The following is a 26254-nucleotide window of genomic DNA, read 5'->3' on the forward strand; positions in this document are numbered from 1 at the left end:
GCCAAAAACACGCTTACGCGTGAAGGTTGCACAGAGTAGTTACGTGATTGCTTTCCGTGACATAGATTGACGCCGTGTACTCCCCCTCCCGGCCAGGGTCCCCACTGGCTGTGACGATCGACCGCTATCGGGTCGGCCAGGCTCTCTCGTTCCGGCCCATCGCCGAGGGCCTGCTCAACCGAGGCTACGAGGTCGTCACCACCAGGGGACGCTGGTTTCTCAAGCACTATCTGGACCAACGACCCGACACGATCCGGTTCCAGCACCGGACCACGCAGCGGCTCGCCGCCTGCGGCATACCCGCGATCGCACCGGTGACCGACCGGCGCGGGCGCACCGTACTGTCCTCGCGCGGCCGCTGGTTCGCCCTGTATCCCTGGGTGGACGGCATCCATCGGCGCGGCGCCGAACTCGACGCCCGGGGGTGTGTGCGGGTGGGCGCGCTGCTCGGCGGCGTGCATGTCACGCTGCCGCGCCTGCTGCCCCCCGTCCAACAGCCGCTCCTGGTCCCGACCGCCGACCCGCGCGAATCCCTGGCCACCATCGAGCGCCTGCTCACCAGGGTCCGGGCCCGACCCGAGGGCGACTCCTTCGACCGACTCGCCGAACTGCGCCTGATCGAGCGGCGCGCGCTGCTGCTGCGGCACGCGCACCGGCGACCGCGCGACCACGACGCGCCGCGTACGGGCTACGTACACGGCGACTTCCACCCGCTCAACGTGCTCTACCAGGGCAACGACCCGGTGGCGATCATCGACTGGGACCGGCTCGCCGCACTGCCCGACACCGAGGAACTGGTCCGGGCCGCGCTGATCTTCTTCACCGACCGCATCTCGGGCACGCTCGACCTCGACCGGGTGCGCGGCTTCGTCGCCGGATACCGGGCGATCCTGGATCCGGGGCCGACCCAACTCGCCGCCGCCGTGCACCGGTTGTGGTGGGAGCGGCTGAACGACTTCTGGATGCTCACCCGGCACTACCTCGAACACGACCCGCGCTGCGCCCCGTTGTTTCCCGCCTCCGCCGCGCTGATCGTGTGGTGGACGATGGCCTACGACGAGGTGCTGGAAGCCTTCCTGGGCTGAGCGGCGCCCCTGACGGAAGACGAGAACCCGCGCGGGTCACCGATCGTGATCCGCGCGGGTTCCGGGGGTTCGGACGTCAGTTGGCGGTACCGGTCGCCGGCGGCGACCCGCCACCGGAGGAACCGCCCTTGGTGCTGTCGCCGGGCTTCGTCGGAGGCGGCGTGGTCATCTGGCTGGTCTCCGACGGCTTGGTCGGCGGCGGCGAACTCGGCGCGTGCGACTGTCCCGACGACGTCCCGCCCGTATCCCGCCACGTGTTCGACGGCGTCGAGGTGGTCCGCCAGGTCTGCTGCGGGCTGCTCGGCGGCGGGCTCGCGGACGACTTGTTGTTGGTGTCCGCGGTGGCGCCGACCGACGCCGCCGGTTGCGCGCCCTCGCCACCGGAGGTCTGGCCGCCCTGCTTCTCGTCCGTCTTCGACGGGCTGTCGTCGCCGCCCGGCATACCCTTGACCAGGAACACCGCGCCGACCGCGATCAGCACCACCGCGAGCGCGGCCACCAGGTACATCGGCACCTTGCGCTTGGGCCGCTCCGAGGCGGGCGCCACGGTCGGCAGTTGCCCGGTGCCGCCGTCGTTGGCGCCCGGTTGCCGCCCGCCGGGCGGCCGGCCCGCCAACGGCGGCATCGCCGCGGTGGCCTCGGGCGATCCGGTCTGCGGCGACACCGCCGTCGCCCCGGGGGCCACCTGGCTCCACGAGCCGAACTCGGGCCGCTGACCCTGCTGGGTCGGCACCCGCGGCGGAACCGCCACCGACACCTGCTGACCGGCCAGCGCGCGACGGATGTCCATCCGCATCTCGTCGGCCGTCTGGTAACGATCGTCGGGATTCTTGGCCAACGCCTTCAACGCGATCGCGTCCAGGTGCGGCGGCACGCGCGGATCCATCATCGACGGCGGGCGCGGATCGTCCTGCACGTGCTGGTAGACCACGGACAGCGGGGTGTCCCCGTTGAACGGCGGACGCAGCGCCAGCAGTTCGTAGAGCAGGCAACCGCTGGAGTACAGGTCGCTGCGCGCGTCGACGGTCCGGCCCAGGGCCTGCTCCGGCGACAGGTATTGCGGCGTGCCCATCACCATGCCGGTCTGGGTCATCGTGGTCGCCGCGCTGTGCATCGCGCGGGCGATCCCGAAGTCCATCACCTTGACCGCGCCCGAGTTGGTGATGATCACGTTCGCGGGCTTGATGTCGCGGTGGATGATGCCGTGGCGGTGGCTGTACTCCAGCGCCTCCAGGATCCCCTCGGTGACCCGCAGCGCCTGTTCCAGCGGTATCGGGTTGCCTTCGCCGAGCAGTTCCCGGACGGTGCGACCCTCGACGCACTCCATCACGATGAACGGCACCAACTCGTCGCCGACCCGGTCCTCACCGGTGTCGTAGACGGACACGATCGCGGGGTGGTTCAGCGACGCGGCGTTTTGCGCCTCGCGACCGAACCGCGAGCGGGCGACCGGGTCCTGGGCCAGGTCCGGGCGCAGCGTCTTGACCGCGACCGTACGGCCGAGCCGCACGTCGTGGGCCATCAGCACCTCGGCCATGCCGCCTCGACCGAGTTGGCGACCGAGTTCGTAGCGGCCGGATCCGACCGTCTTCACCTGTGTGCCGGACGCCTCGCGGTCGTCCGGTCCCTTCGGCGCGGTCATCGCTCCTCGCCCTGCGCGTCGGGGCGACCCGCTCGGGGCCGCCGAACTGTGGCGATGCGGTCCGCCGCGAGCAGGGGGGAGCGGAAAACACCACGGGAGCGGGGGAGCACGACGGTTCCAACGATCGGCCGGCCACAAAGGCACGCCGTGTCGGGCGTCGGGGTTGTGACCGGGGACTCGGCGATCATCCTCGACAGTCCCCTCACGTGGCGTCGGGGCTGGGGCCCGCGCCCATGTGCTGATGAAATGTGGTGCATCCTCGCGTCAAGTCCCGAAACGATACCGGGATCGGCGGTACTCCGGTGCGGAGAGGCCATGGTAACGGGATTCCGGATTCCCGGCCGAGGGCTTCCGCGGGCCGGACCGACCCCGGCCTCGGGCGACCCGGTCGGCGCGGCCCCGGGTTCAGCGCAACATCAGGATGGACGCGAGCACGGCCAGTACGCCGACCACCGTCGCCGCGAACGCGGCACCGGCGCCGGCCCGGCGACCGTGCCCGCCCGGTGCGCTGTGCGCGCCCGCCGAACGGGCCCGCGGCCCGAAGCCGGACAACACCCGCGCCCACGGCGGACCACCGGTCGGCGGGCGGCCGGGGCGGTGCGCCATCGGCTCCGGCACGGGCACCGGCCCGGCCGGCGGTGGCCCGCCCGCGCCGTACAGGACCGAGTCCCAGACGTTCTCCGGCAGGATCCGCCGCACCGACTCGCGCATCCGCCCGGCGGTGTCGAAGCGCAGGTGCGGGTCCTTGCGCAGCGCGTGCAGCACCAGGTCGTCGACCGCGCCGGGCAGGTCGGGGCGGTACGCCGACGGCGGGGTCGGGTCCTCGCGCATGTGCCGGTACGCGATGTGCACCGCGGTACCGCCGTCGAACGGGGGCACGCCGACAAGCAATTCGTGCAGCAGACAGCCCACCGAGTACAGGTCGCTGCGGGTGGAGGCGGGATGCCCGAACGCCTGCTCGGGCGAGAAGTACTGCGGGGTGCCCATGATCCGACCGGGGTCGGTCAGCGCGCCGTCGGTGACGAACAGGGCGCGGGCGATGCCGAAGTCCATCACCTTGACCGCGCCGTCCGGGGTGATCATCACGTTGACCGGCTTGATGTCGCGATGCACCAGGCCGCGATCGTGGCTGTACTCCAGCGCGTCGAGCACCTTGGCGGTGATCGCGAGCGCACGCGGCCAGGGCACCGGGCCGTGCGCCTCCAGCAGGTCGCGCAGGGTGATCCCGCGCACCAGCTCCATCACGATCCACGGCACCAGGACCCCGTCCTCGCCGGGATCGGCACCGGTGTCGAACACGCGCACGATGGTGGGATGGTCGAGCGCGGCCGCGTGCTCGGCCTCTCGGGCGAAGCGCGAACGCGCGACGGTGTCCTCGGCCAGGTCGCTGCGCAGCCGTTTGACCGCGACGAGCCGGTCGAGCATCAGGTCGTGCGCCTCGTGCACCACGGCCATCCCGCCGCCGCCGATCCGCCGTCCGGTGCGATACCGCCCGCCACCGAAGACGCGCCCGCTCGCCCGAGCCGGGTCCCCCGAAACGGTCACCGTCAGGCCGCCCTCCACGCTTCACGACTCGGGCACGACGGCCCCGCGAGTCGACCTACCGAACAGCGCTCCCGTCGTACCGCCGACAGCCTGTCAGAGACCCGACGCGAGCGCACCGGGGCGGCGCCGGGCAGGCGCCGCCCCGGTCCGCCCCGCGACGGCGGGGGTCCGGACCCGTCGTCCGGACGATCCCGAGGACTCCGGACGGGGCCGGAGGCTACAGATACGGGCCCGACTGGGTGTGCGGCGGCTCGCCCTGTCCCCCGGGTCCCACGCCGGGCGGCAGCGCCCGACGCATCGTCTCCAGCTGCGCGCGCGCCGCCATCTGCTGGGCGAACAGCGCGGTCTGGATGCCGTGGAACAGCCCTTCGAGCCATCCCACCAATTGTGCCTGCGCGATCCGCAGCTCGGACTCGCTGGGCACCGAGTCGTGGGTGAACGGAAGCGACAGGCGCTCCAGCTCCTCGACCAGTTCCGGGGCGAGCCCCTTCTCCAGTTCCTTGATCGAGCTGGCGTGGATCTCCTTCAGGCGCACCCGGCTCGCCTCGTCGAGGGGAGCCGCGCGCACCTCCTCGAGGAGTTGCTTGATCATGCTTCCGATGCGCATGACCTTCGCGGGCTGTTCGACCATGTCGGTCACCGCGAGTTCACCGCCCTCTTCACCGAGGCCGCCGCCGAGCGCCATGCCATCCGGCCCGACGATCACCACCTGCGGGTTCTCACCATTCGCTTCGCTGTTCGGCGTATCCATGCATCTCATCCTAGGAGCGCCGGAGAGTTATGCCGTCCTCCCGCGCAGCACCGCGCGCGATCGGGTCAAAAGCGCCGCGAGCAGGCCCGCGAGCAGTGGCAGCACGACGAGCGCGAGCGCGAGCCGCGACCACGGGACCACCACCGTGGGAGCGTGCAGCCGGGCCTGGATGGCGGGGGGCAGCGTGTCCCACAGGGCCGCGCGTTGGCCCCGACGCACGACCACTCCCGCGAGCACCCCGACGACCAGGCCGAGCACGGTGCCCAGGAAGGCGATCACCCCGCTCTGGAACGCGGACAACCGACGCCGCACACCCGGTGGTGCGCCCACCGCCCCGAGCGTGGCCAGGTCCCGGCGCCCGTCGGCGAGGGCGAGGCCGGTGGCCACCCCCGACGCGCCGATGGTGATCACCAGCGCGAACACCGCGAGCAGCAGCAGGCGCACGTCGTCCCTGCCCTGGAATCCGCGCTCGACGAACAGGAAGGTGCGGTCGGAGATCCGGGCCAGGCTCTCCTCCAGGCGCTGCTTCTGCGCGTCCGAGGGCGAGCGCCCGGCGTCGTAGACCGCACCGACCGGTTCGGGGGTCGCGCCGAGCGTGGCCGCCGCGGCCGGCGAGGCGAAGATGCCGCCGCCCAGGCCGAACGGCGCCCGTACCGTCACCGCGGGCAGCCGCACCACGGGCCGCGCCGGGTCCGGCTTCTCCATGGCCGACATCCCGCCCGCGCCGGCGCCGTTGCGGTACGCGGTCACCTCGGCCGTGCCGTCCGGGCCGATGTAGCCGTCCTCGAACAGCACGATGCCGCCCCGGGCCAACACCTCGGCCGCCCGCGGGTCGTCCGCGCCGGTGAGCTTGCGCAGCGTGTCGGCGTCGCCCACCACCGACCGGAAGAAGCCGTTGCCCGGCGAGGAGAACACGCATCGGGGATCGGCGTGCCATCGCGCCGGGTCGCCGCCGTCCTCGATCGGACACCGGAACCGGGGCAGCTTCCGCACCCGGTAACCGGCGCACTCGGAACGATCCGGGGTACACGGCCCGGTCAGCGAGCCGAGCGAGCCGCCCTTCGCGCGGGGCAGGGTCCGCTCCACCGCGCTGCGCACCGCCTCCATCTGACCGGCGGTCACCGGCGCACCGGCGGGTCTGCCGGGAAACGTGTCGCGGTCGTGGACGCCGACCAGGACGTGGTTCGTCAGGGCGTTGGGGCGGTACGCGTGGCGTTCGTCGGCGGTCTGGCTCGTCCACACCACCGCGACCGCCACCGAACCCGCCACCGCCGCCATCACCGCGGCCATCGCGGGCGCGCTGCGCGGTCGGCTGCGGGCCGCGTCGCGCAGCGCCAGCCGGGCGCTCAGCGGCAGGAATCGGCCGAGCCGCGCGGTCAGCCCGATCAGCGCCGGGCAACACGCGACCAGGCCGAGTTCGGCCACCACGACGCCGACGACGATGATCGTCTCGTCCGCCCGGTCCGCGCCGTACATCGCGATCGCGGCGCCCAGCGCGACACCGGTCGTCCCGGCGATCGGCAACAGGCGCGAGCCGCGCCGAACCCCGCGGCGGCCGGTCAACGACGCGGCGACGTCCTCGCGGGCCGCGAGCCAGGCCGGGATCAGCGCGGCGAGCACACCGATCGCGACCCCGACCCCGCCGATGCCGAGCAGTTCGAGCGGGCGCACGTCGTAGTGGCCGAGGAGTCGCCCGGTGCGCTCGGCGAACCACGACCGGGTCAGGGCCGCGACCGCCAGGCCGAGCGAGGTGCCGAGCAGCGCGCCGACCGCGCCGAGCACCAGCCCGCCGCCGAGGACCACCCCGCCGATGTGCCGACGGCTGCCCCCCGCCACGCCGATCAGCCCGAGTTCGCGCCGCCTGCGGCGGGCGCCCACGGCGAAGGCCGGGCCCGCCAGCAGGATCATCTCCAGCAGCCCGAGCCCCACCCCGATGCCGCCGAGCCGGAGCGCGTGCGAGTCGGCCCACTGTCGCGGGGTCCACGACGACAGCTCCGACCGGGCCGGCGGATGCCGCAACACCGCGGCGGACCTGACCAGGAGTCCGTGCCGGTTGGCCTCCAGGACCCGGTTCCACGGCAGGCCGCCGGAAACCCGGATCAGCGTGGCGGTCTCCGGCTCGATGGACCCGGACGCCGGCGAGCCCGAGGGCAGTGCGTCGATCAGGGCGCCCGGCAGGGCGAACACCGTGATCGCCCGCAGGTCCTGCGGCAGGTCGACGGTGCCGACGATCCGGTAGGCGCGTCCGGTGGACGACTCGGTCAGTTGTCCACCGACCCGGTAGCCGGCCGAGCGGGCCAGTCGTCGGGTGACGACCACCTCGTCCCGGGCGACCGGGGCCCGTCCCCCACGCTGGATGACCATGCCCTTCGCCAGCGGCTTGGTGTAGTCGAACTCGTGCACCGACACGCCGCCGCGACCGTACGCGGTGGACACCGTCGCGTAGGCGCTGCGGTCGGTCAGGGTCTCGGTGATCCCCGGTATCACCGAGACCGGGTCCGCCGCGGGTGTACCGGTCGACGCCGCGCCCCCCGATCCCGCGCCGGAGGGCGGGGAACCGGAGGGGGGCGACGCCGCCTCGAGGGGGACGGTCTGCCAGTCGTTGCCCTCGGGGTCCTGACGAATCGGGGTGGGGAGTTGCCCGGGGATCAGCGCGCCGTGCTCCCGCGCGGTGTCGCGTACCCGCGCGTCCGCCTGCCCGAGCGTGCGCGAGATCAGTTCGTCGGGGTCGAGTTGCGCGCTGCGCCAGGTCACGTCGGCCGCGCTCATCCCCAGGACGGGGATCGCGATCATCGCGACGATCAGGGCGCTGCGCCCCTTGGCCCGCAGTGCGTCCCGCCGGGCGATCCGCAGGCAGGCCCGCCACGAGCCGACGCTCATCGCGCACCGCCCCGGGAGAGCAACGACTCGGCGGAGGCCGCGGATCCGGTGTCGTCCACCAGGCGGCCGTCGCGCAGGAACACGATCCGGTCCGCCCAGGCCGCGTGCCGGGCCTCGTGGGTCACCAGGACCACCGCCGCGCCCGCGTCGCTTCGCGCGCGCAACACCCGCAACACCGCCTCGCCGGTGGTCGAGTCGAGCGCGCCGGTCGGCTCGTCGGCCAGCACCAGCCGGCGCTCGCCCACCAACGCCCGGGCGATCGCCACACGTTGTTGCTGGCCGCCGGACATGTCGTCGGGGAAGCGGTCGCCGAAGTGTTCGAGGCCGACCTCGGTCAGTGCCGCCTGCGCGGCCTGCCGGGCCCGGCGGATCGAGGCGCCGTCGAGTTCGAGCGGCAGCGCGACGTTCTCCACCGCGGTCAGCGCCGGGACCAGGTTGAGGTCCTGGAAGACGTAGCCGATGCGGCGTCGGCGCAGCGCGGCCATCCGGCGCCGGTTGAGCGTGCCGAGCGGCTGCCCCTCGACCAGGACCTCGCCGCCGGTGGGCGTGTCCAGTCCGCCGGCGAGCATCAGCAGCGTCGACTTGCCCGACCCGCTGGGCCCCATCACGGCCAACATCTCGCCCGGTACGACGCTCAGGTTCACCTCGGCCAGGGCCTCCACCCGGACCTCGCCCCGGCCGTGGATCCGGCCCACCGACCGCAGTTCGAGGACCGGTATCGGCCCGGCCCCCGGGTCCGTGTGCTCGGCGCCGCTCATCGGCGCGCTCCGCGCCTGCGCGGTGGCACGGGCTGCTCGACCGCCGGGGCCGGCGCGCGCTCGGCGGCCCGGCGGGCCAGGCGCGTCTCGCAGTGGTCGAGCCAGCGCACCTCGGCCTCCGCGTGGAAGATCAGCGATTCCAGGACGAGTTGCCACGCCATGTCGTCCTCGGCCGCGCGCGTCTTGAGCCGGGTGTAGTCCTGGAGCGCGCGCAGCGTGTGGGCGCGTTGGCCCTGGACCACCGTGCCGATGTCGATCCCGGGCACGGCGACCGCCATCGCGAGCTTGATCGCGAGTTCGTCGCGGGGCGGGTTGGTGCGCGAGACCGGCGCGTCGAACCAGGCGCGCAATTCGGCGCGGCCCGGTTCGGTGATCCGGTAGAAGACGTGCCCCTCGTCGTCCTCGCCGTCGGGCGCGACCAGGCCGTCACGATCCAGCCGGCCGAGCGTGGTGTAGACCTGACCGACGTTCAGCGGCCAGGTGGATCCGGTCCGGGACTCGAATTCGCTCCGGAGTTGATAGCCGTACCGGGGGCCCTGATCGAGCAGTGCGAGCAGGCCGTGTTTGATGGACATACCGAGTATATGTATACCCGGTATACTCATCACGCAAGACCGACACCCGCCGGAGCAGGCGGGAACAGTGGGAGGGGGAGGGAGGGAACCGCGACGGGTCCCCGATCGCCGGGCGCCGGCGCGGGGTCAGTCGTCGGAGAACGGGCCCCGGCAGCGGAAGTCGAACGTGTAGCGCTCGGTCTGGGCATTGGCCACCGGCTGCAGGATCAGCAGTTGCACCACGCCGCTGACCTCGCCGAGCAGTTGCGACGGGATCGGCCAGGGAAAGGACAGGGTCAGCTGGCGCGGCCCCGAGCCGATGAAGTGCAGGATGTCCGGCGGGAACACCCGCGCCTTGTCGTAGACCCACTGATAGACCACGTCGCCCGGACCGACCCCGTCCACGAGCACGGTCCCGATCAGCGGTATCTGTTCGCGCCCGTTGCACCACACGTAGGAGCCGTTCGCCCGGTCCGAGACGATCCGCAGGTCGGTCACCCGAAAGCGCTGGCCCAGCGGGGGCGGGCTGCCCGGATCGCCGCCGCCGGTGGTGGGGATGCCGCCCGATCCGCCGGTGGTGGGCTCGCCGACCGGGGGCGAAGTGGCGCCGGTCCCCGACCGGTTGCCGGAGCCGCCGTCCTGCGCGGCTCGCGGGGTCACCGTCTCGGTCACCGTCACCGTGGGCACCGGGACCGGCTGACCGCCGGCGCTCGGCTGCCCGGCGGGCGCGGATGTGATGCCGCCGGTCGGCGCGGGGGTGGCCTCGACGCTCTGGTCCTGGGCGGGCAGTTGCGGCGGAATGTCGGCCGGACTCGGCGCGGCCCCGTCGTGCCGGGCCCGGACCCCGGGGCCGGTGCCCCAGACGTTGGTGACTACGAGCAGCGTGATGAGGGCCAACGCGATGATCGTCGGTCCCACCGGAATCCGCCGGTGAAACCCGCGGATCGACCACATCACGCCTCCTCGCCCCACCATCGGACGGACGTTGCCGGAAGGTAACCCCGTATCCCGATCCGCATCCTCGACGAGCCTGCACCCTTCATCCGTGATGCGCCAGACACACAGTCTGCCCGGCGGGACCGACGCCCGTCCCGCCGCTCAGCGTCGTCGCGGCGCAGGGGAACACCGGACGAGCAGTCCACCGGCGCAGACGATACCGGCTCCTCCGAGGGCGATCAGAGTCAAATTCACAACGGATGGGCCGGTTCTGGGCAGGGTGGGCGGCGCATCGAAGGCCGGAGGGGTGGCAGGAGCGGAGGCGTCGGTCGAGGTGTTCGGCCCGGTCTCCACCAGATACCGCGCGACGACTCGCCCGCCGGAGCGCACGGCGTACACCCCGGGTCGATCGTCCTCGGTGATCTCCGCCCCCCAGGATCGGAGCGCGTCCAGACCCTCGGTCCCCCCGGTGAGCAGGAGTTCCCGCTCGACGTCGAGCACCGCCTGCCCCGACTCGTCGGTCACCGGTCGGGCACCGTGTCGGGCCAGCCGGTCGAGCAGCCGGTCCCACTGCTGTCGGGTGGGCGCGTCGGTGATCGGCGCGGGTTCGGCCGGCGTGGTGGGCACCACCTGTTCCCGCGGCGGCACCGGCGGATCGGGCCGCAACCCCGGTGCGGCGGGCGCACGACCGCGTGGGCCCGCGGTCGATCCCGCGTCGTCGGCGGCCCGTTCCCCCGCCGACGCCGACCCGTCGACCGGGGCGGGCGGGGGTACGGGCGCCGCGCTCGCGAGCACGCCGAAACCGGGGAGGACGTGGACCGCCGCGAACACACACCCGGCAGCCAGTCGACGCGCGAAGCCGCCGGGGGTAGGCATGTCGTCAGATTAAGGAAAATCGACAAAAGACCCATCCAGCGACATACGCCGCATCGATCCGGTCATCCGATTTTCATTCGTCCGGCGGCAGGTCGGCCCACCCCCGCAAGCTCCCGTCAGCGCACCCGCAACACGACCTTGCCGATGTGTCCGCTCTCCTCGAGCACGCGGTGCGCGTCGGCCGCCTCGGCCACCGGCATCACCCGGTCCACGATCGGCACGACCCGCCCGGCCGCCACCAGCGGCCACACGTGCTCGCGCACCGCCGCCACGATCGCCGACTTCTCCGCGACCGGCCGGGCCCGCAGCGAGGTCGCGGCCACCGCGGCCCGCTTCATCAGCAACTTGTTGAGGTCCAACTCGCCCCGGGTGCCGCCCTGGAGCCCGATCACCACGAGTCGCCCGTTCACCGCGAGCGCGTCCACGTTGCGGTCGAGGTACTTCGCGCCCATGTTGTCCAGGATCACGTCGACCCCCGCTCCGTCGGTGGCCTCCGCGACCCGGGCCACGAAATCCTCGTCGCGGTAGTCGATGGTCACGTCGGCGCCCAACTCGCGGCAGCGCTCCAGCTTGGCGGCCGATCCGGCGGTGGTCAGGATCCGCGCACCGGCCACCTTGGCCAGTTGGATCGCCATCGTGCCGATGCCACTGGATCCGCCGTGCGCCAGGAAGTTCTCGCCCTTGCGCAGGTGGGCCACCATGAACACGTTCGACCAGACCGTACAGACCACCTCGGGCAGCGCCGCCGCCGAGATCAGGTCCACCCCCTCCGGTACCGGGAGCAGTTGGCCGGTGGGCACCCGCACCCGCTCGGCGTAGCCGCCGCCCGCGAGCAGCGCGCAGACCTCGTCACCGACGGCCCAGCCGGACACGCCCGCACCCACCTCGACGATCCGGCCCGACGCCTCCAGACCGGGATATTCGGAGGCGCCCGGCGGCGGCCGGTAGAACCCCTGTCGCTGCATCAGGTCGGCCCGATTGACCGCCGTGGCGGCCACCTCCACCAGAACCTCGCCGGGTTCGGGTTTCTCGTCCGGGACCTCGCCCCAGGTCAGTACCTCGGGTCCGCCCGGCTCGGCAATCGTGATGGCGTACATGCCTCCAGCCTATGAGTCACCCGGCTTGGGGCGGGGCTTATGGGTCTTGATCACCACGAGTCGGTCACCCGCGCCGAGCACCGCCGCCTCCGGATCGTCGTGCCGCAGCGTGCGGTGTCCGCGCACCACGGCCACCACCAGATCGCCGCACTCGCCCGGCGACCTGCCCGTCTCGTGCTTCTCGAGCGGCCGCTCGACCAGGTCCATGCCCTCGCCGTAGTGCATCAGGTCCTCCATCACCTCGCCCACGTTCGGGCTGAGCATGGAGACCCCGAGCAGCCGGCCCGCGGCGCTGGCGGTGGTGACCACCGAATCGGCGCCGCTCTGCCGGATCAGCGGCGCGTTCTCGTCCTCGCGCACGGCGACCACGATCCACGCGCGCCGGTTCAACTGCCGTGCGGTGAGCGTGACCAGGGCCGCGGTGTCGTCCCGGTTGACCGACACGATGATGTTCCGCGCCCGCTCGACCTCGGCCCGGCGCAGCACCTCCGCCCGGGTCGCGTCGCCGGAGACCACCACGAGCCCGTCGTCGTCGCTCGCCTCGGCGACCGCCTCGGGGTCGGAGTCGACCACGACGATGTTCTCGCGCGAGACGCCCTGTGCCATCAGCGTGTGTACCGCGCTGTACCCCGTCGTGCCGTAGCCGACCAGGACGGTGTGGTCGCGCAACGTGGACCTCCAACGGTTGAGCCGCAACTGCTCCCGGGTGCGCTCGGTGAGCACCTCGAGGGTGGTGCCGACCAGGATGATCAGGAAGAGCACCCGCAGCGGGGTGATCAGCACCACGTTCACCAGCCGGGCGCTGTCGCTCGCGGGGGTGATGTCGCCGTAGCCGGTGGTGGAGAGGGTGACCGTCGCGTAGTAGACCGCGTCGAGCAGCGAGACGTGCTCGTCCACCGTGTCGCGATAGCCGTCGCGGTCGACGTAGACGACCAGGATCGTCAACGTCAACACCAGCAGCGCCATCCCGAATCGGCGCAACACCTGCATCAGCGGCCCGGGTCGGTCCTTGGGGATGTGTACGGTCGCGCCCGCCTGACCGGCCAGGCCCGCCGGTCCCTCGGGTCGCTTGCGCAGCGTCGGCAGCGGCCGGGTCAGCGCGCCGCGCGGCCCGCGCCGATCGGCCGGTCGGTCGTCGGGAACACGCACCGTCCTCACCGGGGCGCCGCCAGCACCTCGACCGGATCGCCCACGCGCACCCCGCCCGGCGGGACCACCGCGATCCGGTCGGCGACCGCGAGTCCGCGCAACATCGCCGGTCCGGCGAAGGCCAGCGGCCGGTCCCCGCGCATCGGCACCAGGCGGGTGTCGTGCGGGTGGCCGGCGATGTCGGCGCCGGCCCGGATCCGGCGCGGGCGCGGTTCGGGGCGCCCGGACAACCGGCGCAGCAGCGGCACCGCGAGGGTGAGCATGCCGGCGACCGCCGCCAGCGGATTGCCCGGCAGGCCGACCAGATACCGCCCGGCGCCGGGGCGTTCACCGGGCAGGTGGGCGAGCAACATCGGATGCCCGGGGCGGACCGCGACACCGTCCACGAGGACGTCCGCGGCCAGCTCGGCGAGCAGCCTGTGCACGTGGTCGCGCGGACCGTCGGCGGTACCGCCGGTGGTGATCACCACGTCGGCCCGCGACCCGCTCACGTGGGCGCGCAGCGTGTCCGGGTTGTCCCCGACCCGGCGCACCCGCAGCAGATCGGCGCCCAGGGTGCGCAACCACGGCGTGATCAGCGGGCCCAGCGCGTCCCGGATCCGACCCTCCCGAGGCAGCCCGGAGTCCAGCAACTCGTCGCCGAGCACCAGCAGTTCCACCCGCGGCCGGTCCACCACGACCAGTTCGTCGTAGCCCGACGCGGCGGCCAGGCCGGTCACCCCGGGGGTGACCGTGGTACCCGCCGGCAGCAGTTCGTCGCCGCGTCGGCACTCCTGCCCGCACGCGCGGATGTCGGTGCCCTGCTGGATGTGCGCGTCGGCGAAGAGCGTGCGGCCCTCGACCCGGCTCTGCTCGCTGCGCAGCACGGCGGTGGCCCCGTGCGGCACCCGCGCGCCGGTGGCGATCTCCACCGCGTCCCCGTCGCGCATCACCCCGATCTCGCCGCCCGAGTCGCCCGCGAGCAACCGGCCGCGCACCCGCCACGGCCCGGGACCGGCGACCGCCCAGCCGTCCATGGCGGAGGTGTCGAAGGAGGGCAGATCGGTGAGCGCGACGATGGGCCGGGCCAGCACGTGATCGCGCGCGTGGTGCAGGGTGCGCGAGACCGCGGGCAGCGGTCGCCCGGCCGCGCGGGCGGTGGCCCGGGCCTCCGGCCAGCCGAGCGCCGACGGCACCGGCGCATGCGGTTCGGGGCGCGGCACGGTCCGGCTCTCCCGAGGGACCATCAGGCGTCCGGTTCGGCGTCGGGGCCCCGGCGCTCGGCGAGTTCGCGCGCCTGCCGCAACGCCTCGGCCACCGCGTCGGCGCCGCCGCCGCGCATGGCCGCGGCGTAACCGACCAGGAAGGAGGTGAGCGGCGCGGCGGGTCGCTGCACGTTGTGCGCCGCCACCCGGGTCATGTCGAGCAGCGCCGCGATGTCCACGTCCAACTCGATGCCCAGTTCCTGCTTGACCGCTTCGGTCCACTCGTCCAGGCCAGTCATGTCTCTCCTCTTCGGGGCTGTGTCCATCCTCCCCGACCGTGCTCGCGCGTCGCGCACATCCGCCCAGGTGTCGCAGTCGAAGGCGGCGTCGGGACCGGCCTGGATCCGGCGCGTCGCCAGCGGGCCGACCACCCGGCGCAGCGCCGCCCCGGCGGGCTCGCCCAGGCCGGCCAGCGCGGCGCGAAGCTCGGCGGTGCGGTAGGCGGCGAGCAGGTACTGGTCGCGCCCGTCGGCGTCCACCGCGACCACGCCGGCCGGCGCGTCCGGCTCCCGGTCGGGGCCCAGCGCGGCCACCAGGCGGTCGAGCAACGCGGCCGACAGGAACGGCAGATCGGCCGCGAGCAGGACGACCGTGTCGGCCCGCACGGCGGGCAGCGCGGCGGCGAGCGCGGCCACCGGGCCGCCGCCGGGCGGGTCCTCGCGCACCCACACCACCTCGCGGCGGGTCGGTCGGCGCGGGCCCACCACGATGGTGCGCTCGGCGCCGGCCGCCGCGGCGAGCACCCGGTCGAGCAGCGGGACACCGGCCACGAGCAGGCCCGGCTTGTCCGCGCCGGCCAGCCGCCGGGCCGCGCCGCCGGCGAGCACGATGGCGTCGTGGCCGCTCATGCCGGCGCGTTCGCGGAGGTGCAGGACCAGCGGAAGAGGGTCATCCCGACACTGGTGGCCAGGTTGTAGCTGGAGACCTTCGGCCGCATCGGGATGGCCACACGTCGGTCGGCCCGCCCGCGCAACACCGCGGAGACGCCGTGTCGTTCGGTGCCGAAGGCGAGGACCGCGTCGTCGGGGATCCCGGTCGCCCGCAGGTCGTCGCCCTCGGGGTCGAGCACGAACAGCGGCCCGTCGGGCAGTTCGTCGAGACCGACCCGGGCGACCTCGGTGGCGAAGTGCAGCCCCGCGCTGCCCCGGATCACGTGCGGATGCCACGGGTCGAGGTCGCCGGTGGTCAGCACGGCGGCGGCGCCGAATCCGGCGGCCAGCCGGATCACCGCCCCGACGTTGCCCAGGTTGCGCGGGTTCTCCAGGAGCACCACGGGCGCGGTGCGCTCGCCCGAAGGCGCCGGTTCGGGACGCCGGGCGAACGCGAGCACCCCGGTGGGACTGCCGCGCGGGACCAGTTCGCGCAGCAGGGGTTCCGGCACCTCGATCGCCGTCTCGTCCAGGTGTTCGCCCACGTCGGCCGCGAGTTCGTCGGCGAGCGCGCGGACCGCGGCCCGATCCGTGGTCACCACCAGGGAAACCTCCGCGCCGAACCGCAGTGCGTGCTTGACCGCGTGGAAGCCGTCGAGCAGCACCGTCCCGGGCGTCGCGGCCAGCCGGCGCACCCGGGCATCGACGTCGTGGGGGTCCATGGCAGCAGCCTAGAACGCGACTCGCCCCCGCCCCGACCGGCGTGGCGCGGATCGGGGCGGGGCGCGGCTGCCTCGGTCAGGCCCGACTCGCGGTCGGCGACAACCCCGCCGGCCCGTCGGACGCGGGCGGCACGGCCGGCGGCCGGGGATCGGCCGGCGCCCGCGCCGGCGCGGCGGGCCCGCGGCGCAACCGGGCCGTGAGCCGCCCGATCACCCGCGAGCGGGTCCAGATCAGGAACGCGGTGGGCAGGAACAGCGCGTCGCCCACCGACATCGACGCGGAGAACGCGGGCAGGCCGAGCAGGACGGCGATGCCGAAGTGCATGCCGAGCAGGATCACGATCGCGACGTACTTGACCCGCTTCGCGAACAGCATGAAGACGAAGCCGACCTGGATGAACACCGTGAGGTAGGAAATCAGCACGCCCATCTCGGTGTTCGCGGCGAGCGTGTGGCTGACTCCGGGCCACGGCGCGAAGTACTCCAGGTTCAGCACGTAGTGCATCGCCGTGCCGTCCTGCCAGTACGAGCCCTGCACCTTGTAGAGGCCGGCCGCGCCGTAGATGAAGCACACCTCGGCGGCGATCACGAACAGCGCGCAGTTGTGGATCGCGGTGACCAGGCCGGCCCGTACCTGCTCCACCTCGCGCGGCAGTCGCCACAGCGCGCCGAAGACGACGAGGATCCCGGGGAGCCAGATCCATCGGCACACGAACGCGAAGGAGAACTCGGGGTGCACGGCCCACGAGTCGCCCCGGCAGGTGGTGCCCAGCACGACCATGGCGATCAGCCCGACGAGCACCCCGACCTCGTGCCCGGGACCGGTACCGGGGCGCACCCCGGTGCGGCGGGCCCGGCGGGCGTCGAGCGACCACACCCGTCCGCAGGCGGCGAAGGCGAGGTAGATCGACATCAGCAGCAGGACGGTGTCGCCGCCGTCGGTCATCAGGATGGAGCGGCTGTTGAAGGACACCACCATGACGGCGAACAGGATGCTCGTCGCCCGGGTGTGCCAGCCGAGCACGAACAGCGCGCTGACCACGATGGCGGCCAGGTAGACGCCCTCGAACCACCAGCGCGAGTCGCTTTCGAGCAGCAGGCTCACGCCCTCGATGCCGTTCAGCAACTCCCGGGCCATGTCCGGCGACCAGGCCGACCGATCACCCCAGATCTCCCGGCGGTTGAGGTACTCGCGGAGCAGGCTGACCAGGAACACCAGGCCGTAGCCGATCCGCAGCAGCGCCGCCTGGTGCACCGCGAAGGTGCGCGTACTGATCGCGTCCAAGGCCCCGACCAGCGCGCGGCCGACGGCGTCCTCCACGCGGCGGAACGGGCTCGCCGCGCCGGGCGACTGCGCCTCACCGGAAGTCATCGGGCTTCGTCTCCCACCAACCGAGCGTGCGGTACGAGGTCGTCGGCGCGGGGCTCGCGTCGGGCTTGCCGATCGCCGTGGTCGCGACCCGGATCCGGATGGACTCCAGCGAGCGGTTCAGGCCCGCGTCCTGGAACCGGTGCACCACGATCCGGCGCAGGTAGCGCTGGGTCAGCGGGCCGCGACTGCCGATCGCCGACTCGTCCTTGGCGTCGTGGCTGTCGGAGTAGCTGGACCAGGCGCGCCGGATCATGTTCTGGTCGGCCTTGCTCGGATACGGATTTCCCCGGATGTGGTTCAGGTCGTCCAGGGTCAGGTCGGACCAGTCCGACTCGACGACCCCGCCGTCCGGACCGCGCACCCGCGACTGTGCCTGCACGCGGAAGTTCTCCGACATCGGATTGGGCGCGAACAGCGCCCAGTTCTGCTCGAAGTAGGGGTAGACCCAGGTTCCGGTCTCCTTCTGGTACTCCTTGGTCAGCGCGTTGCTCGGCGCCACGTGCAGGAACACGAAGAAGACGTGTACGAGGGTCACCAGGATCGCGAGGACGGCGAACACCGCCGTGACCGAGCGCACCGCGATCGACCGGCGCTCCTCGGCGGGCACCGCCGTGTCGGTCGGCACGTCGACGGGGGAACGCTCCCCCGCCTGTTCCGGGATGCGGACGGCGGGCGATGGTGTGCCGGGTGCCGGACCCGAATCCGTCGTCGGTCCGCCGGTCGCGGTGCCCACCGCCGCCGCCCCGGACTCGACTTCCGGCTTCGACCGATCCACCGGTTGCCCGGGCACCGCGTCGTCAGGCGACTGCATGCCTCTCCCGTGGTCGATGGGTCCGATCCGGACCCGTGCGCCCGGCACGCTACCGGGTCCGGTCGGCGGGGCGTACCGAAACCACCGCCGACCACCCGTTCCCCACGGGTTCCGCGACCTCGACTCACAGGTCCAGCACATGCTCCCGGTCGTGCGCGCGGTAGCGTCCGATCAGCTCTTCCCGCCCGGCGTCGTCGAGCGGGCGGTACGCCCCCTCGCGCCCGGGACGCCACCACACCTCGCCCGCCGTCCGGAATCCCTCGCGGCGCAGTCCGACCTTGTGCACCTTGTTGGTCGCGGTGGTCGGCACCGTGTCCACCACCCGCACGAACGTCGGCGCCATCTTGGTGCCCAGGTCCGGCTGTTCGGCGATGAACGCGGCGAACTCCTCGGGGTCGAAGGCGGCCCCTTCGCGCACCTGCGCCGCCGCCATCACCAGGTCCCCGGTCACCGGGTCCGGCACCCCGTACACGACCACCACCTCGAACGGCGCGTGCCGGGCGAGGATGCCCTCGATCGTGGCCACCGCGAGGTTCTCCCCGTCCACCCGCAGCTTGTCGTCCGCCCGCGCGGCGAAGTAGAGATAGCCGGCCGCGTCCCGGTAGAAGTGGTCGCCCGTCCAGTAGCGGCCATCCCGGGACCGGGCCGCCGACGCCTGCTCGTTGCGCCAGTAGCCCTCGAACCCGCTGCGCCCGGTGTTGACCAGCTCGCCGATCGCGGCGTCCCCGTTGACCAGCCGACCCGCCGCGTCGAACTCGGCCCGCGCGCACTCCTCGCCGGTCGCCGGATCCAGCACCGCGGCGTGCTCCGGACACGGCCCGACCGCGCCCGGGGGCGTCCCGGGCCGCCGGTTGACGCTCATCCCGCCCTCCGAGGAGCCGTACCCCTCGGTCAGCGGGCATCCGAAGCGCGCCTCGAAGCGCGCCATGTCCACCGCGCCCGCCTCGGTGCCGAACCCGGCCCGCAGCGGGTTGTCCCGGTCGTCGGGTCGCTCGGGGGTGGCCAGCAGATACGAGATCGCGCGCCCGACGTAGGTGAAGTAGGACGCGCCGTAGCGGCGGATGTCCGGCAGGAACGCCGACGCGGAGAACCGGCGGCGCAACGCGACCGCGCCACCCGCGCGCAGCGCCGGCGCCCAGTTCGCCATCAGCGCGTTGCCGTGGAACATCGGCATGCACACGTAGTTGACGTCGTTTGGGCCGAAGCCGAACTGCGCGGTCAGCGCGGTGCCCGCGCCGGCCAACCGGCCCTGCGAACAGATCACGCCCTTGGGCGCGCCGGTGGAGCCGGAGGTGAACACGATCAGCAGCCGATCCGACGGCTCGACGGTCGAGGTGGGCAGCGCGGCGTCCGCGTACGGCCGCAGCAGCTCGGCGTAGCCGGGGTCGTCGACCACCAGGATCCGCTCCGCCGGGATGCCCAGGTCCAATCCGTCGAGCAGCGGCAGGTGCGCCCGCTCGGTGACCAGGACGGCGCACTCGGCGTGGGTGATGTCGCGGGCCAGTTCCGCGCCGCGGCGCGTCGAGTTCACTCCCACGAGGGTGGCGCCCGCCACGGCCGCGGCGGACAACCAGAGCGGGAATTCGGGCACGTTGTCGAGCAGGACCCCCACGTGCGGCTCGACCCCGCGCGGCAGCAGGTCGGCGAGCAGCGCGGCCCGGGCGGCGGCGTCGCGGGCGATCCGGTCGTGCGTCCAGGTCAGGTCCTCGAAGTGCAGTCCGGTCCGTTCGTCGCCCCATTGGCGATGTACGAGTTCCGCGATCGTCACCATGCCGCACTCCCTCACCGCGATCCGGCCGCGCCGGATCTGATAGACCGTTAGATCTGATGCACCGTCATATTCTTGGCCCGCATTCTTGGCAAGATCAAGAACCGCGTCGCGGAGGATGGGCATTCTCGGCAGGTTCCAGCAAAGTGTCACGAAGGGACGGGCATGAACTCGAACACCAGGCCGCTGCCGCCGGCCTCGGCCACCGCCCTCGCCGAACTGATGGCCGGCACCCTGCCCGGGCCGGAGAGCGTGACCCCGGAGGCGCTCGACCTCGCGGACCGGGTGCGGGATCTGGTCGAGGCGGTGGTGTGGACCGACGTGGACGCGGCGGTACGCGCGGACGCGGCCGGGCGGATCGCCGAGCTGACCGCGCTGCTCGGCGCGGCCCGCCGTCCGCAGGCGGTCTCGCTGATCCGGTACCCGGACGGCCGGCTGGAGCACCTGACCCAGATGGGCTCGGGACGGCTCAACCCACAGGCGCCCCGGCTGGTGTTCGCCGAGCCCACCCCCAGGCCCGACCCGACGGCGGAGCCCGCGTCGGTGGAGATCCACGCCCGATGCACGCTGACCGCGGCACACGGCGGCCCGCCCGCCCGCGCGCACGGCGGCATCGTGGCGGTGATCCTGGACCAGCTCCTCGGGGTGGCCGCGGCCGCGGCCGGGGCGCCCGGGCTGACCGCCGGCCTCGACATCCGCTACCGCCGGGCGACGCCCTACGACGTACCGCTGGAGCTGACCGGGCGCTGGACCGGCCGCGAAGGACGCAAGAGCTTCGCGACCGGTGAGATCCGCGCCGACGGGGAGGTGACCGCCGAGGCGACCGCGGTGTTCATCGCGGAACGGCGGCCCTGAGCCCGCACGACGGTCCCGAGCAAAGGGGGCGGCGCGGCGGGCCTCAGACCACCGCCGGAGCCGCCTCGGTCTCGCTCACCATCGGCCGCCCCGCGGCCTCCCAGGCGAGCATCCCGCCGTCCACGTTGATCGCGTCCCAGCCCTGTTGGCCCAGATAGTGGGTGACCTGCGCGGACCTGCCGCCCACCCGGCACATCACGTACACCCGGGTGTCGTGCGGCACCTCGTCGATCCGGTCGATCAGCGTGTTCATCGGGATGTGCCGGGCGCCGGCCACGTGACCGGCGTCCCACTCGTGCGCCTCCCGTACGTCCAGTACGAAGGCGTCGTCGGGAACCGCGGCGGCGGCCACGGCCGGCGGGGGCGACAGGTGCATCGGATCTCCGGAGGTCAGGCGTCCGGAACCCGTCCGGCCGCGCTCATCGCACATTGTCGGTCATCGGCGCCGCGCACGGGTGCCCCGAACGGGCGAACCACCCGCTCGTCGCCCCCGACACACGCGCGGGCGGGGACGGCCCGGGCACCGGCCACGCGGCCGATCACGGCACCAGCGTGCCGAGCACCTTCTCCTTCTCCGCGATGTCGTGCAGGAGCTGGTCGGCCAGATGTTCGAGCAGGCCGTCCGGGTCCTGGGGGGCGAGCTGGAGCAGTTGCCCCATCGCACCCGCCATCAGCTCCTCGCGCAGCCCGGCCAGCTCGGTGCGGCGATGGGTGAGCCAGGCCAGCCGGCTGCGCAACCACTGCCCCCGGCCCTCGGTGCCCGGACCGCTCGCGCCCTCCGGGGACGTGGCCCATTCCGTACCCAGCGCCAGCAGCTCGGTCACGTCGCCGCGCGCGTACGCGGCGTTCACCCGGGCGATGAAGGCACCCCGGCGCTGCTTCTCCTCCGCGTCCTGGACCAGGTCCGGGTGCGCCCGGCGGGCCAGCTCGCGAAACAGCTTGCGCGCCTCGGCACCGGGGCTGACCCGGTGCACCTCCGGCACCGGCATCGATTCCTCGGCCGAACCGCCCTCCGCGCCGGGCGCCCCGTCGAGGGCACCCAAAAGCGAGTCCAAGTCCGGCATGTCCGTGACCACACCACGCAATTCGACCGCGCGCCGGATATCGGCGGGATCGCCGGTGTGCGCCGCGATCGCCTCCGCGATCAAGGCGTCCAACTCGTCCAGCCGCTCGTAGAGCGGACCGAGCCGGCGGTGATGCACGATCGCCAGGTTGTCCAGCTCGACCTGAAGGGTCGTCACATCCACTTCGTCGTCGAGCAACGCGGTCTCCTCGGCGGCGACCTGTCGCTCCAACTCGGCGATTTCGGGGTCCGACCAGGGGGTCGGCGCGCTGACCTCGTCCATCACGTCCCTTGTGTGCTGTTCTGTTCCCGCGCGACACCGGCCGGCGGGCGCGTCTGCCGGACTTTGAAGATCAAATCACTCGCAACACCCCCCAGCAGCCTATGTGGTAGGGCAGCATGGTCAGGCCGTCCCTGGCCAGTCGATCCAACAAAGCAGTTGGCTAGAGGGGATAAGATCCAGCCATGCCGCCCGACACCGCACGCACCCGAGCCAAACTTCTCGACGCCGCCCGCGCGGAGTTCGCCGAGCACGGCATCGCCGGCGCCCGCGTCGACCGCATCGCCCTGCGCGCCGGGGTGAACAAGGAGCGCATCTACGCGTACTTCGGCAACAAGGAGCAGCTCTTCCAGCACGTGCTGACGGAGTCGCTCCAGGAGCTCAACACGGTCGTCACGATGCCCAACGACGACCCGGCCGAGTACATCGCCCAGGTGTACGACTTCTACTGCGCCCGCCCGGAATTGCTCCGGCTGCTGGTGTGGGAGGCGTTGTACTACGGGCACGACCCGGTCCCGGACGAGGAGCGGCGAGTCACGAGCTACGCCGCGAAACTTCAGGAGTTCGCCGATCACCTCGGCGTGAAGCCCTCGCCCGACGTCGCCCAGCTGCTCTACTCGCTCATCGGCGTCGCCGCCTGGCAGCAGACGATGCCGCAGATGTCGCGGGTACTGCTCGGGGCCGACTCGGAGTCCGAGGAGGCCCGGGCGAACCGGCGCAAGCACCTCATCGAGTTCACGCGAGCGTCCATCGCGTCGATGAAGCAGTCATAGTGCGCACGGCCGGATGAAGGGTCCACCCTTCATCCGGCATGCCCACGAACGTGCCGTCCTTCCGGCGCGCTCTCCTCGAAGGAAGGCACGGTCGGGGCCCGCCCTCCCCCGGGCACCCCGCACACGCGGCGGCCGGCACACCCCATGCCCCCGCCGCCCGCACACCCCGTCCCCCGCCGCCCCGAAGGCGCGACCGGGATCGGCGACCGCGCCGGAACACCCCGCCGGCCCGGTCCACGACACGAAGCCCTCGTGCGCGGCAACGCGCACGAGGGAATCGCCCCCGAGCCGTCCCGCGCCCCGTGCTTCACCCCGGTCGGGCCGGCGGTCGTCCCGTCGCGACGAGGCAATCGGCCCGGGCAGCCCCCGACCCCCGAGTCAGACCCCGGTCTCGGCCGGCAGCCGTCCCGACCGCACGGCGGCGAGCAGCTGCTCGTGGTCGGCCTCCGTGCGATCCGCGTACCGCACCGCGAACCGCGCGAACGCGTCCTCCAGCCGGTCGTTCTTCCCGCAGTAGCCGGCCAACACCTGCGGGTCCACCGAGTGGCTGTGCGCCCGGGCCAGCAGCGCGCCGGTCATCCGCGCGTAGTCGTCTATCTCGTGCGCGGCCAGCAGCGTCGCGTCGATGCTGCCCTTCATATTGCGGAACCGCCGCACCATGAAGTCGCGCCCGTCGATCGAGGTCCAGCCGAGCAGCGCGTCGGTGCCGGCCTGCATCCACTTCTGCCCGACCACCACCCGACGCCCCTCGTGCTCGACCCGGGTGGGCGGCAGATACGGCGCCAGCGCCGACGGACGGGCCTCCTTCACCTGCAGCACCAGCGGCTCGTCGCCGTTGCCCAGGAGCAGCACCACATAGGCCCGGGTGCCGACGCTGCCGGTACCGACCACCCGGAACGCCACGTCCTCGACCGCGAACCGGGCCAACAGCGGCCGCCGCTCGGTGGAGAGGGTGTCCACGTAGCTCTCCAGGCCGCCCGCCACCGCGCGGGCGAGGTCGTCGTCCACCGCGGTGAGCACCGGCGGATCGGGGACGAAGTGCCAGGTGCCGTCGGAGCGCCGCGCGGTCGACTTGGCCGCGAACCGCGCGCTGGTGTTGCGCCGCGCTTTCGCGGTGACCTGCGCCAGCAGCCCGGACAACTCGTCCGCGTCCGCGTGCGCCACCAGCGAGTCGTCGGCGATCGCGTTCCAGGCCTGGAGCACGGGCATCCCGGCGAGCAGCGCCATCGTCTTGCGATAGGACGCGGCGGCGTCGTAGGCGGCCGCGTGGCACGCGTCCGCGTCCAGCCCACCGACCCGACCCGCCACCACGAGCGAGGCCACCAGCCGCTTGAGGTCCCACTCCCACGGTCCCTGCACGGTCTCGTCGAAGTCGTTGAGGTCCATCACGAGCCGACCCTCGGCCGTGCCGAACACCCCGAAGTTCGCCGCGTGCGCGTCACCGCAGATCTGTGCGGTCAGCCCCGTCACCGGCTCCGCCGCCAGATCCGCCGCCATCAGGCCGGCCGCCCCGCGCAGGAACGCGAACGGCGAGGCCGCCATCCGCCCGATCCGCAACGGCACCAGGTGTTCGAGCCGCCCGGCGTTGGAGCGCTCGACGCTCTCCACCACGTCCGGCCGATCCACCGCCGGCTCGAACGCCGCGTGCGCGGACCGCGACACCCGCTCGCGCAGGCCCTTGCCCAGCGCCTTGGACGCGACATCCGACCTGTCCCGAAAACCCGGAACGATGAATTCCCGCCCCATCGAAGTCCCCGACATGTACCGATCCTCCCCGGACGCAGCCCACGACCGGCCATGCAGACACACGGCCCGGCATACGAAAAGGCCCCAGGTCGATGACCTGGGGCCTTTGCTCGGTGCGCGAGGGGGGAGTTGAACCCCCACGCCCTTTCGGGCACTGGAACCTGAATCCAGCGCGTCTGCCTATTCCGCCACCCGCGCGAGCAATCAAAGATTAGCACGGGCCCGAGGCCCATTACGAATCCTTACCCGCGGCCCCCATGGCTCACACCATGAGCACCCGTATGGCCACCCAGAGCAACCAACGGTTCATCTTTCCGTACCGGGATCCCCACGACCCCCGCCTCTCCGGCATGCTTGCCCTGCACCGTACGGTGAACGGGCTTCGACCCGGTCCACGCACACGGTCGCGGCACAACTACTGCAAGCGAGCCACCGAGGGGTCGACAGGGTGTAGGAATCCCTGTGAAAGCCAACACTCCTTACAGTGGCCACGGTAGGGAACCGCGCCCGTTTCCCACGCGTGGATACGATCAGTGAGCAGACTGTAGGACCGGACCGGCCGATCGCGTACGGAAGGAGGTGCCCGTGGGTCCCCTGAAGAAGTTCGAGCAACGGCTCGAGGGCCTGGTCAACGGCGCCTTCGCCAAGGCGTTCAAGTCGGATGTCCAGCCCGTCGAGATCGCCAGCGCGCTCAAGCGCGAGTGCGACAACAACGCGACGATCTGGAACCGAGACCGCACCATGGTCCCGAACGACTTCGTCGTCGAGCTCGGACAACACGACTATGAGCGCCTGAGCCCGTACGTGCAGCAACTCGGCGGTGAGCTGGCGACCGTGGTGCGCGACTACGCGCAACAGCAGCGCTACTCGTTCATCGGCCCCGTCGAGGTCCACTTCGAACATGCCGACGATCTGGACACCGGTCTGTACCGGGTGCGCAGTCAGGCACTCGCGGGCAGCCAGTCCCATCTGGATCAGCAGCAGCCCCCGCAGGCATCGCCCTTCCCGGGCGGGGGGCCGCAACCCGAGCAGCCACCGCAGGGTTATGGATACGGTCGACCCGGCGGGCCACCCCCGCCCGGGGTGCCCGCACCGCCTCCCTTCGGCCCGCCCGGGACCCCGGGAACGCCGCCCCGGCCACAGCCGGGAGAGCAGGCCGGCTACGGTCAGACTCCGCCGCCGGCACCACGGCTGCGTACCTGGCTGGAGGTCAACGGGGTGCGTCACGAGCTCACCGCCCCGGTCGTGAAGTTGGGCCGCAGCACCGATGTGGAAGTTCGCGTCGACGATCCGAGCGTTTCGCGGCACCACGCCGAGATCCGCGTAGGCGCCCCGGCGTCGATCACGGACCTCGGTTCGACCAATGGGATCGTCGTCGACGGCCAGCACTGCCAACGTGCCGGCCTGCGGGACGGATCGCGCATCGTGCTCGGCAGCACCACTGTCGTGTTCCGCCAAGCCGAGGGGTGACAACGGGC

Annotated in this window: 23 protein-coding genes and 1 tRNA gene; 4 read left to right on the plus strand and 20 right to left on the minus strand. The window is 72.7% G+C overall.

The genetic code is table 11. The annotated features are described in order from the left end of the window. Positions 1–110 precede the first annotated feature (110 nt). The gene (locus EMA17_RS29570) at positions 111–1085 is read left to right on the plus strand and encodes a phosphotransferase (protein ID WP_126640207.1); all 975 of its coding nucleotides are present in this window, start codon (positions 111–113) and stop codon (positions 1083–1085) included. Between the two features lie 76 nt (positions 1086–1161). Here the strand turns inward: EMA17_RS29570 and EMA17_RS29575 are convergent, their stop codons facing one another. From EMA17_RS29575 to EMA17_RS29650, 16 genes are all read right to left on the minus strand, one after another. Continuing rightward, positions 1162–2727 (minus strand): protein kinase domain-containing protein, encoded by a 1566-nt coding sequence (locus EMA17_RS29575; RefSeq protein ID WP_126640208.1) that lies wholly within the window; start codon positions 2725–2727, stop codon positions 1162–1164. A 405-nt stretch (positions 2728–3132) separates the two neighbouring features. Continuing rightward, the gene (locus EMA17_RS29580) at positions 3133–4272 is read right to left on the minus strand and encodes a protein kinase domain-containing protein (protein ID WP_126640209.1); all 1140 of its coding nucleotides are present in this window, start codon (positions 4270–4272) and stop codon (positions 3133–3135) included. A 217-nt stretch (positions 4273–4489) separates the two neighbouring features. Further along, positions 4490–5023 (minus strand): bacterial proteasome activator family protein, encoded by a 534-nt coding sequence (locus EMA17_RS29585; protein ID WP_078976350.1) that lies wholly within the window; start codon positions 5021–5023, stop codon positions 4490–4492. Between the two features lie 27 nt (positions 5024–5050). Next, entirely contained in the window at positions 5051–7903 is a 2853-nt protein-coding gene (locus EMA17_RS29590; RefSeq protein WP_126640210.1) for an FtsX-like permease family protein, read from the minus strand. Beyond that, positions 7900–8661, minus strand: coding sequence for an ABC transporter ATP-binding protein (locus EMA17_RS29595; protein WP_126640211.1), 762 nt, complete (start codon positions 8659–8661; stop codon positions 7900–7902). Before EMA17_RS29595 ends, EMA17_RS29590 begins: the two co-directional genes overlap by 4 nt. Next, positions 8658–9236 (minus strand): PadR family transcriptional regulator, encoded by a 579-nt coding sequence (locus tag EMA17_RS29600; protein WP_126640212.1) that lies wholly within the window; start codon positions 9234–9236, stop codon positions 8658–8660. Before EMA17_RS29600 ends, EMA17_RS29595 begins: the two co-directional genes overlap by 4 nt. Before the next feature lie 126 nt (positions 9237–9362). Next, positions 9363–10112, minus strand: coding sequence for a hypothetical protein (locus tag EMA17_RS29605; RefSeq protein WP_126640213.1), 750 nt, complete (start codon positions 10110–10112; stop codon positions 9363–9365). A 201-nt stretch (positions 10113–10313) separates the two neighbouring features. After that, positions 10314–11027 (minus strand): hypothetical protein, encoded by a 714-nt coding sequence (locus EMA17_RS29610; protein ID WP_126640214.1) that lies wholly within the window; start codon positions 11025–11027, stop codon positions 10314–10316. A gap of 116 nt (positions 11028–11143) precedes the next feature. Next, on the minus strand, positions 11144–12124 hold the full coding sequence (locus EMA17_RS29615) for an NAD(P)H-quinone oxidoreductase (protein WP_126640215.1): 981 nt from the start codon (positions 12122–12124) through the stop codon (positions 11144–11146). Positions 12125–12133: 9 nt separating this feature from the next. Further along, entirely contained in the window at positions 12134–13282 is a 1149-nt protein-coding gene (locus EMA17_RS29620) for a potassium channel family protein (protein ID WP_126640216.1), read from the minus strand. Next, positions 13279–14475: a molybdopterin molybdotransferase MoeA gene (locus tag EMA17_RS29625; protein WP_307721569.1), complete on the minus strand. Its 1197-nt coding sequence runs from the start codon at positions 14473–14475 to the stop codon at positions 13279–13281. The genes EMA17_RS29620 and EMA17_RS29625 overlap by 4 nt, the downstream gene beginning before the upstream one ends. A 23-nt stretch (positions 14476–14498) precedes the next feature. Beyond that, positions 14499–15365, minus strand: a complete 867-nt coding sequence (locus tag EMA17_RS29630; protein ID WP_126640218.1) for an NTP transferase domain-containing protein — start codon at positions 15363–15365, stop codon at positions 14499–14501. Then, positions 15362–16108, minus strand: a complete 747-nt coding sequence (locus EMA17_RS29635) for a TrmH family RNA methyltransferase (RefSeq protein ID WP_126640219.1) — start codon at positions 16106–16108, stop codon at positions 15362–15364. The genes EMA17_RS29630 and EMA17_RS29635 overlap by 4 nt, the downstream gene beginning before the upstream one ends. Before the next feature lie 76 nt (positions 16109–16184). Next, the gene (locus EMA17_RS29640) at positions 16185–17480 is read right to left on the minus strand and encodes an HTTM domain-containing protein (RefSeq protein WP_126640220.1); all 1296 of its coding nucleotides are present in this window, start codon (positions 17478–17480) and stop codon (positions 16185–16187) included. Further along, positions 17467–18291, minus strand: coding sequence for a DUF5819 family protein (locus EMA17_RS29645; RefSeq protein WP_126640221.1), 825 nt, complete (start codon positions 18289–18291; stop codon positions 17467–17469). The genes EMA17_RS29640 and EMA17_RS29645 overlap by 14 nt, the downstream gene beginning before the upstream one ends. Before the next feature lie 124 nt (positions 18292–18415). Further along, a complete protein-coding gene (locus EMA17_RS29650; protein WP_126640222.1) occupies positions 18416–20062 on the minus strand; it encodes an AMP-binding protein in 1647 nt (548 codons plus the stop codon). Between the two features lie 162 nt (positions 20063–20224). On the opposite strand from EMA17_RS29650, the gene EMA17_RS29655 reads away from it, so the two are divergent. After that, the gene (locus EMA17_RS29655) at positions 20225–20914 is read left to right on the plus strand and encodes a PaaI family thioesterase (protein WP_126640223.1); all 690 of its coding nucleotides are present in this window, start codon (positions 20225–20227) and stop codon (positions 20912–20914) included. Between the two features lie 43 nt (positions 20915–20957). Here EMA17_RS29655 and EMA17_RS29660 read toward each other — a convergent pair whose 3' ends face one another. Both EMA17_RS29660 and EMA17_RS29665 read right to left on the minus strand, forming a co-directional pair. Next, a complete protein-coding gene (locus tag EMA17_RS29660) occupies positions 20958–21290 on the minus strand; it encodes a rhodanese-like domain-containing protein (RefSeq protein ID WP_126640224.1) in 333 nt (110 codons plus the stop codon). 163 nt (positions 21291–21453) lie between these two features. Next, complete coding sequence (locus tag EMA17_RS29665; protein ID WP_126640225.1) at positions 21454–22260, minus strand: hypothetical protein; 807 nt, start codon at positions 22258–22260, stop codon at positions 21454–21456. A 182-nt stretch (positions 22261–22442) separates the two neighbouring features. On the opposite strand from EMA17_RS29665, the gene EMA17_RS29670 reads away from it, so the two are divergent. After that, positions 22443–23030: a TetR/AcrR family transcriptional regulator gene (locus tag EMA17_RS29670; protein WP_078976338.1), complete on the plus strand. Its 588-nt coding sequence runs from the start codon at positions 22443–22445 to the stop codon at positions 23028–23030. A 378-nt stretch (positions 23031–23408) separates the two neighbouring features. On the opposite strand, the gene EMA17_RS29675 is transcribed toward EMA17_RS29670, so the two are convergent. Both EMA17_RS29675 and EMA17_RS29680 read right to left on the minus strand, forming a co-directional pair. Beyond that, positions 23409–24791 carry a DUF2252 domain-containing protein gene (locus EMA17_RS29675; RefSeq protein ID WP_126640226.1) on the minus strand — a complete coding sequence of 461 codons (1383 nt, stop codon included), beginning with the start codon at positions 24789–24791 and terminating at the stop codon, positions 23409–23411. A 99-nt stretch (positions 24792–24890) separates the two neighbouring features. After that, positions 24891–24974: transfer RNA gene (locus EMA17_RS29680), tRNA-Leu, on the minus strand. A gap of 387 nt (positions 24975–25361) precedes the next feature. Here EMA17_RS29680 and EMA17_RS29685 point away from each other — a divergent pair. Then, positions 25362–26246, plus strand: coding sequence for an FHA domain-containing protein (locus tag EMA17_RS29685; protein WP_126640227.1), 885 nt, complete (start codon positions 25362–25364; stop codon positions 26244–26246). The last annotated feature ends 8 nt before the right edge of the window (positions 26247–26254 follow it).

Source organism: Embleya hyalina (assembly GCF_003967355.1).
Lineage (GTDB): Bacteria > Actinomycetota > Actinomycetes > Streptomycetales > Streptomycetaceae > Embleya > Embleya hyalina.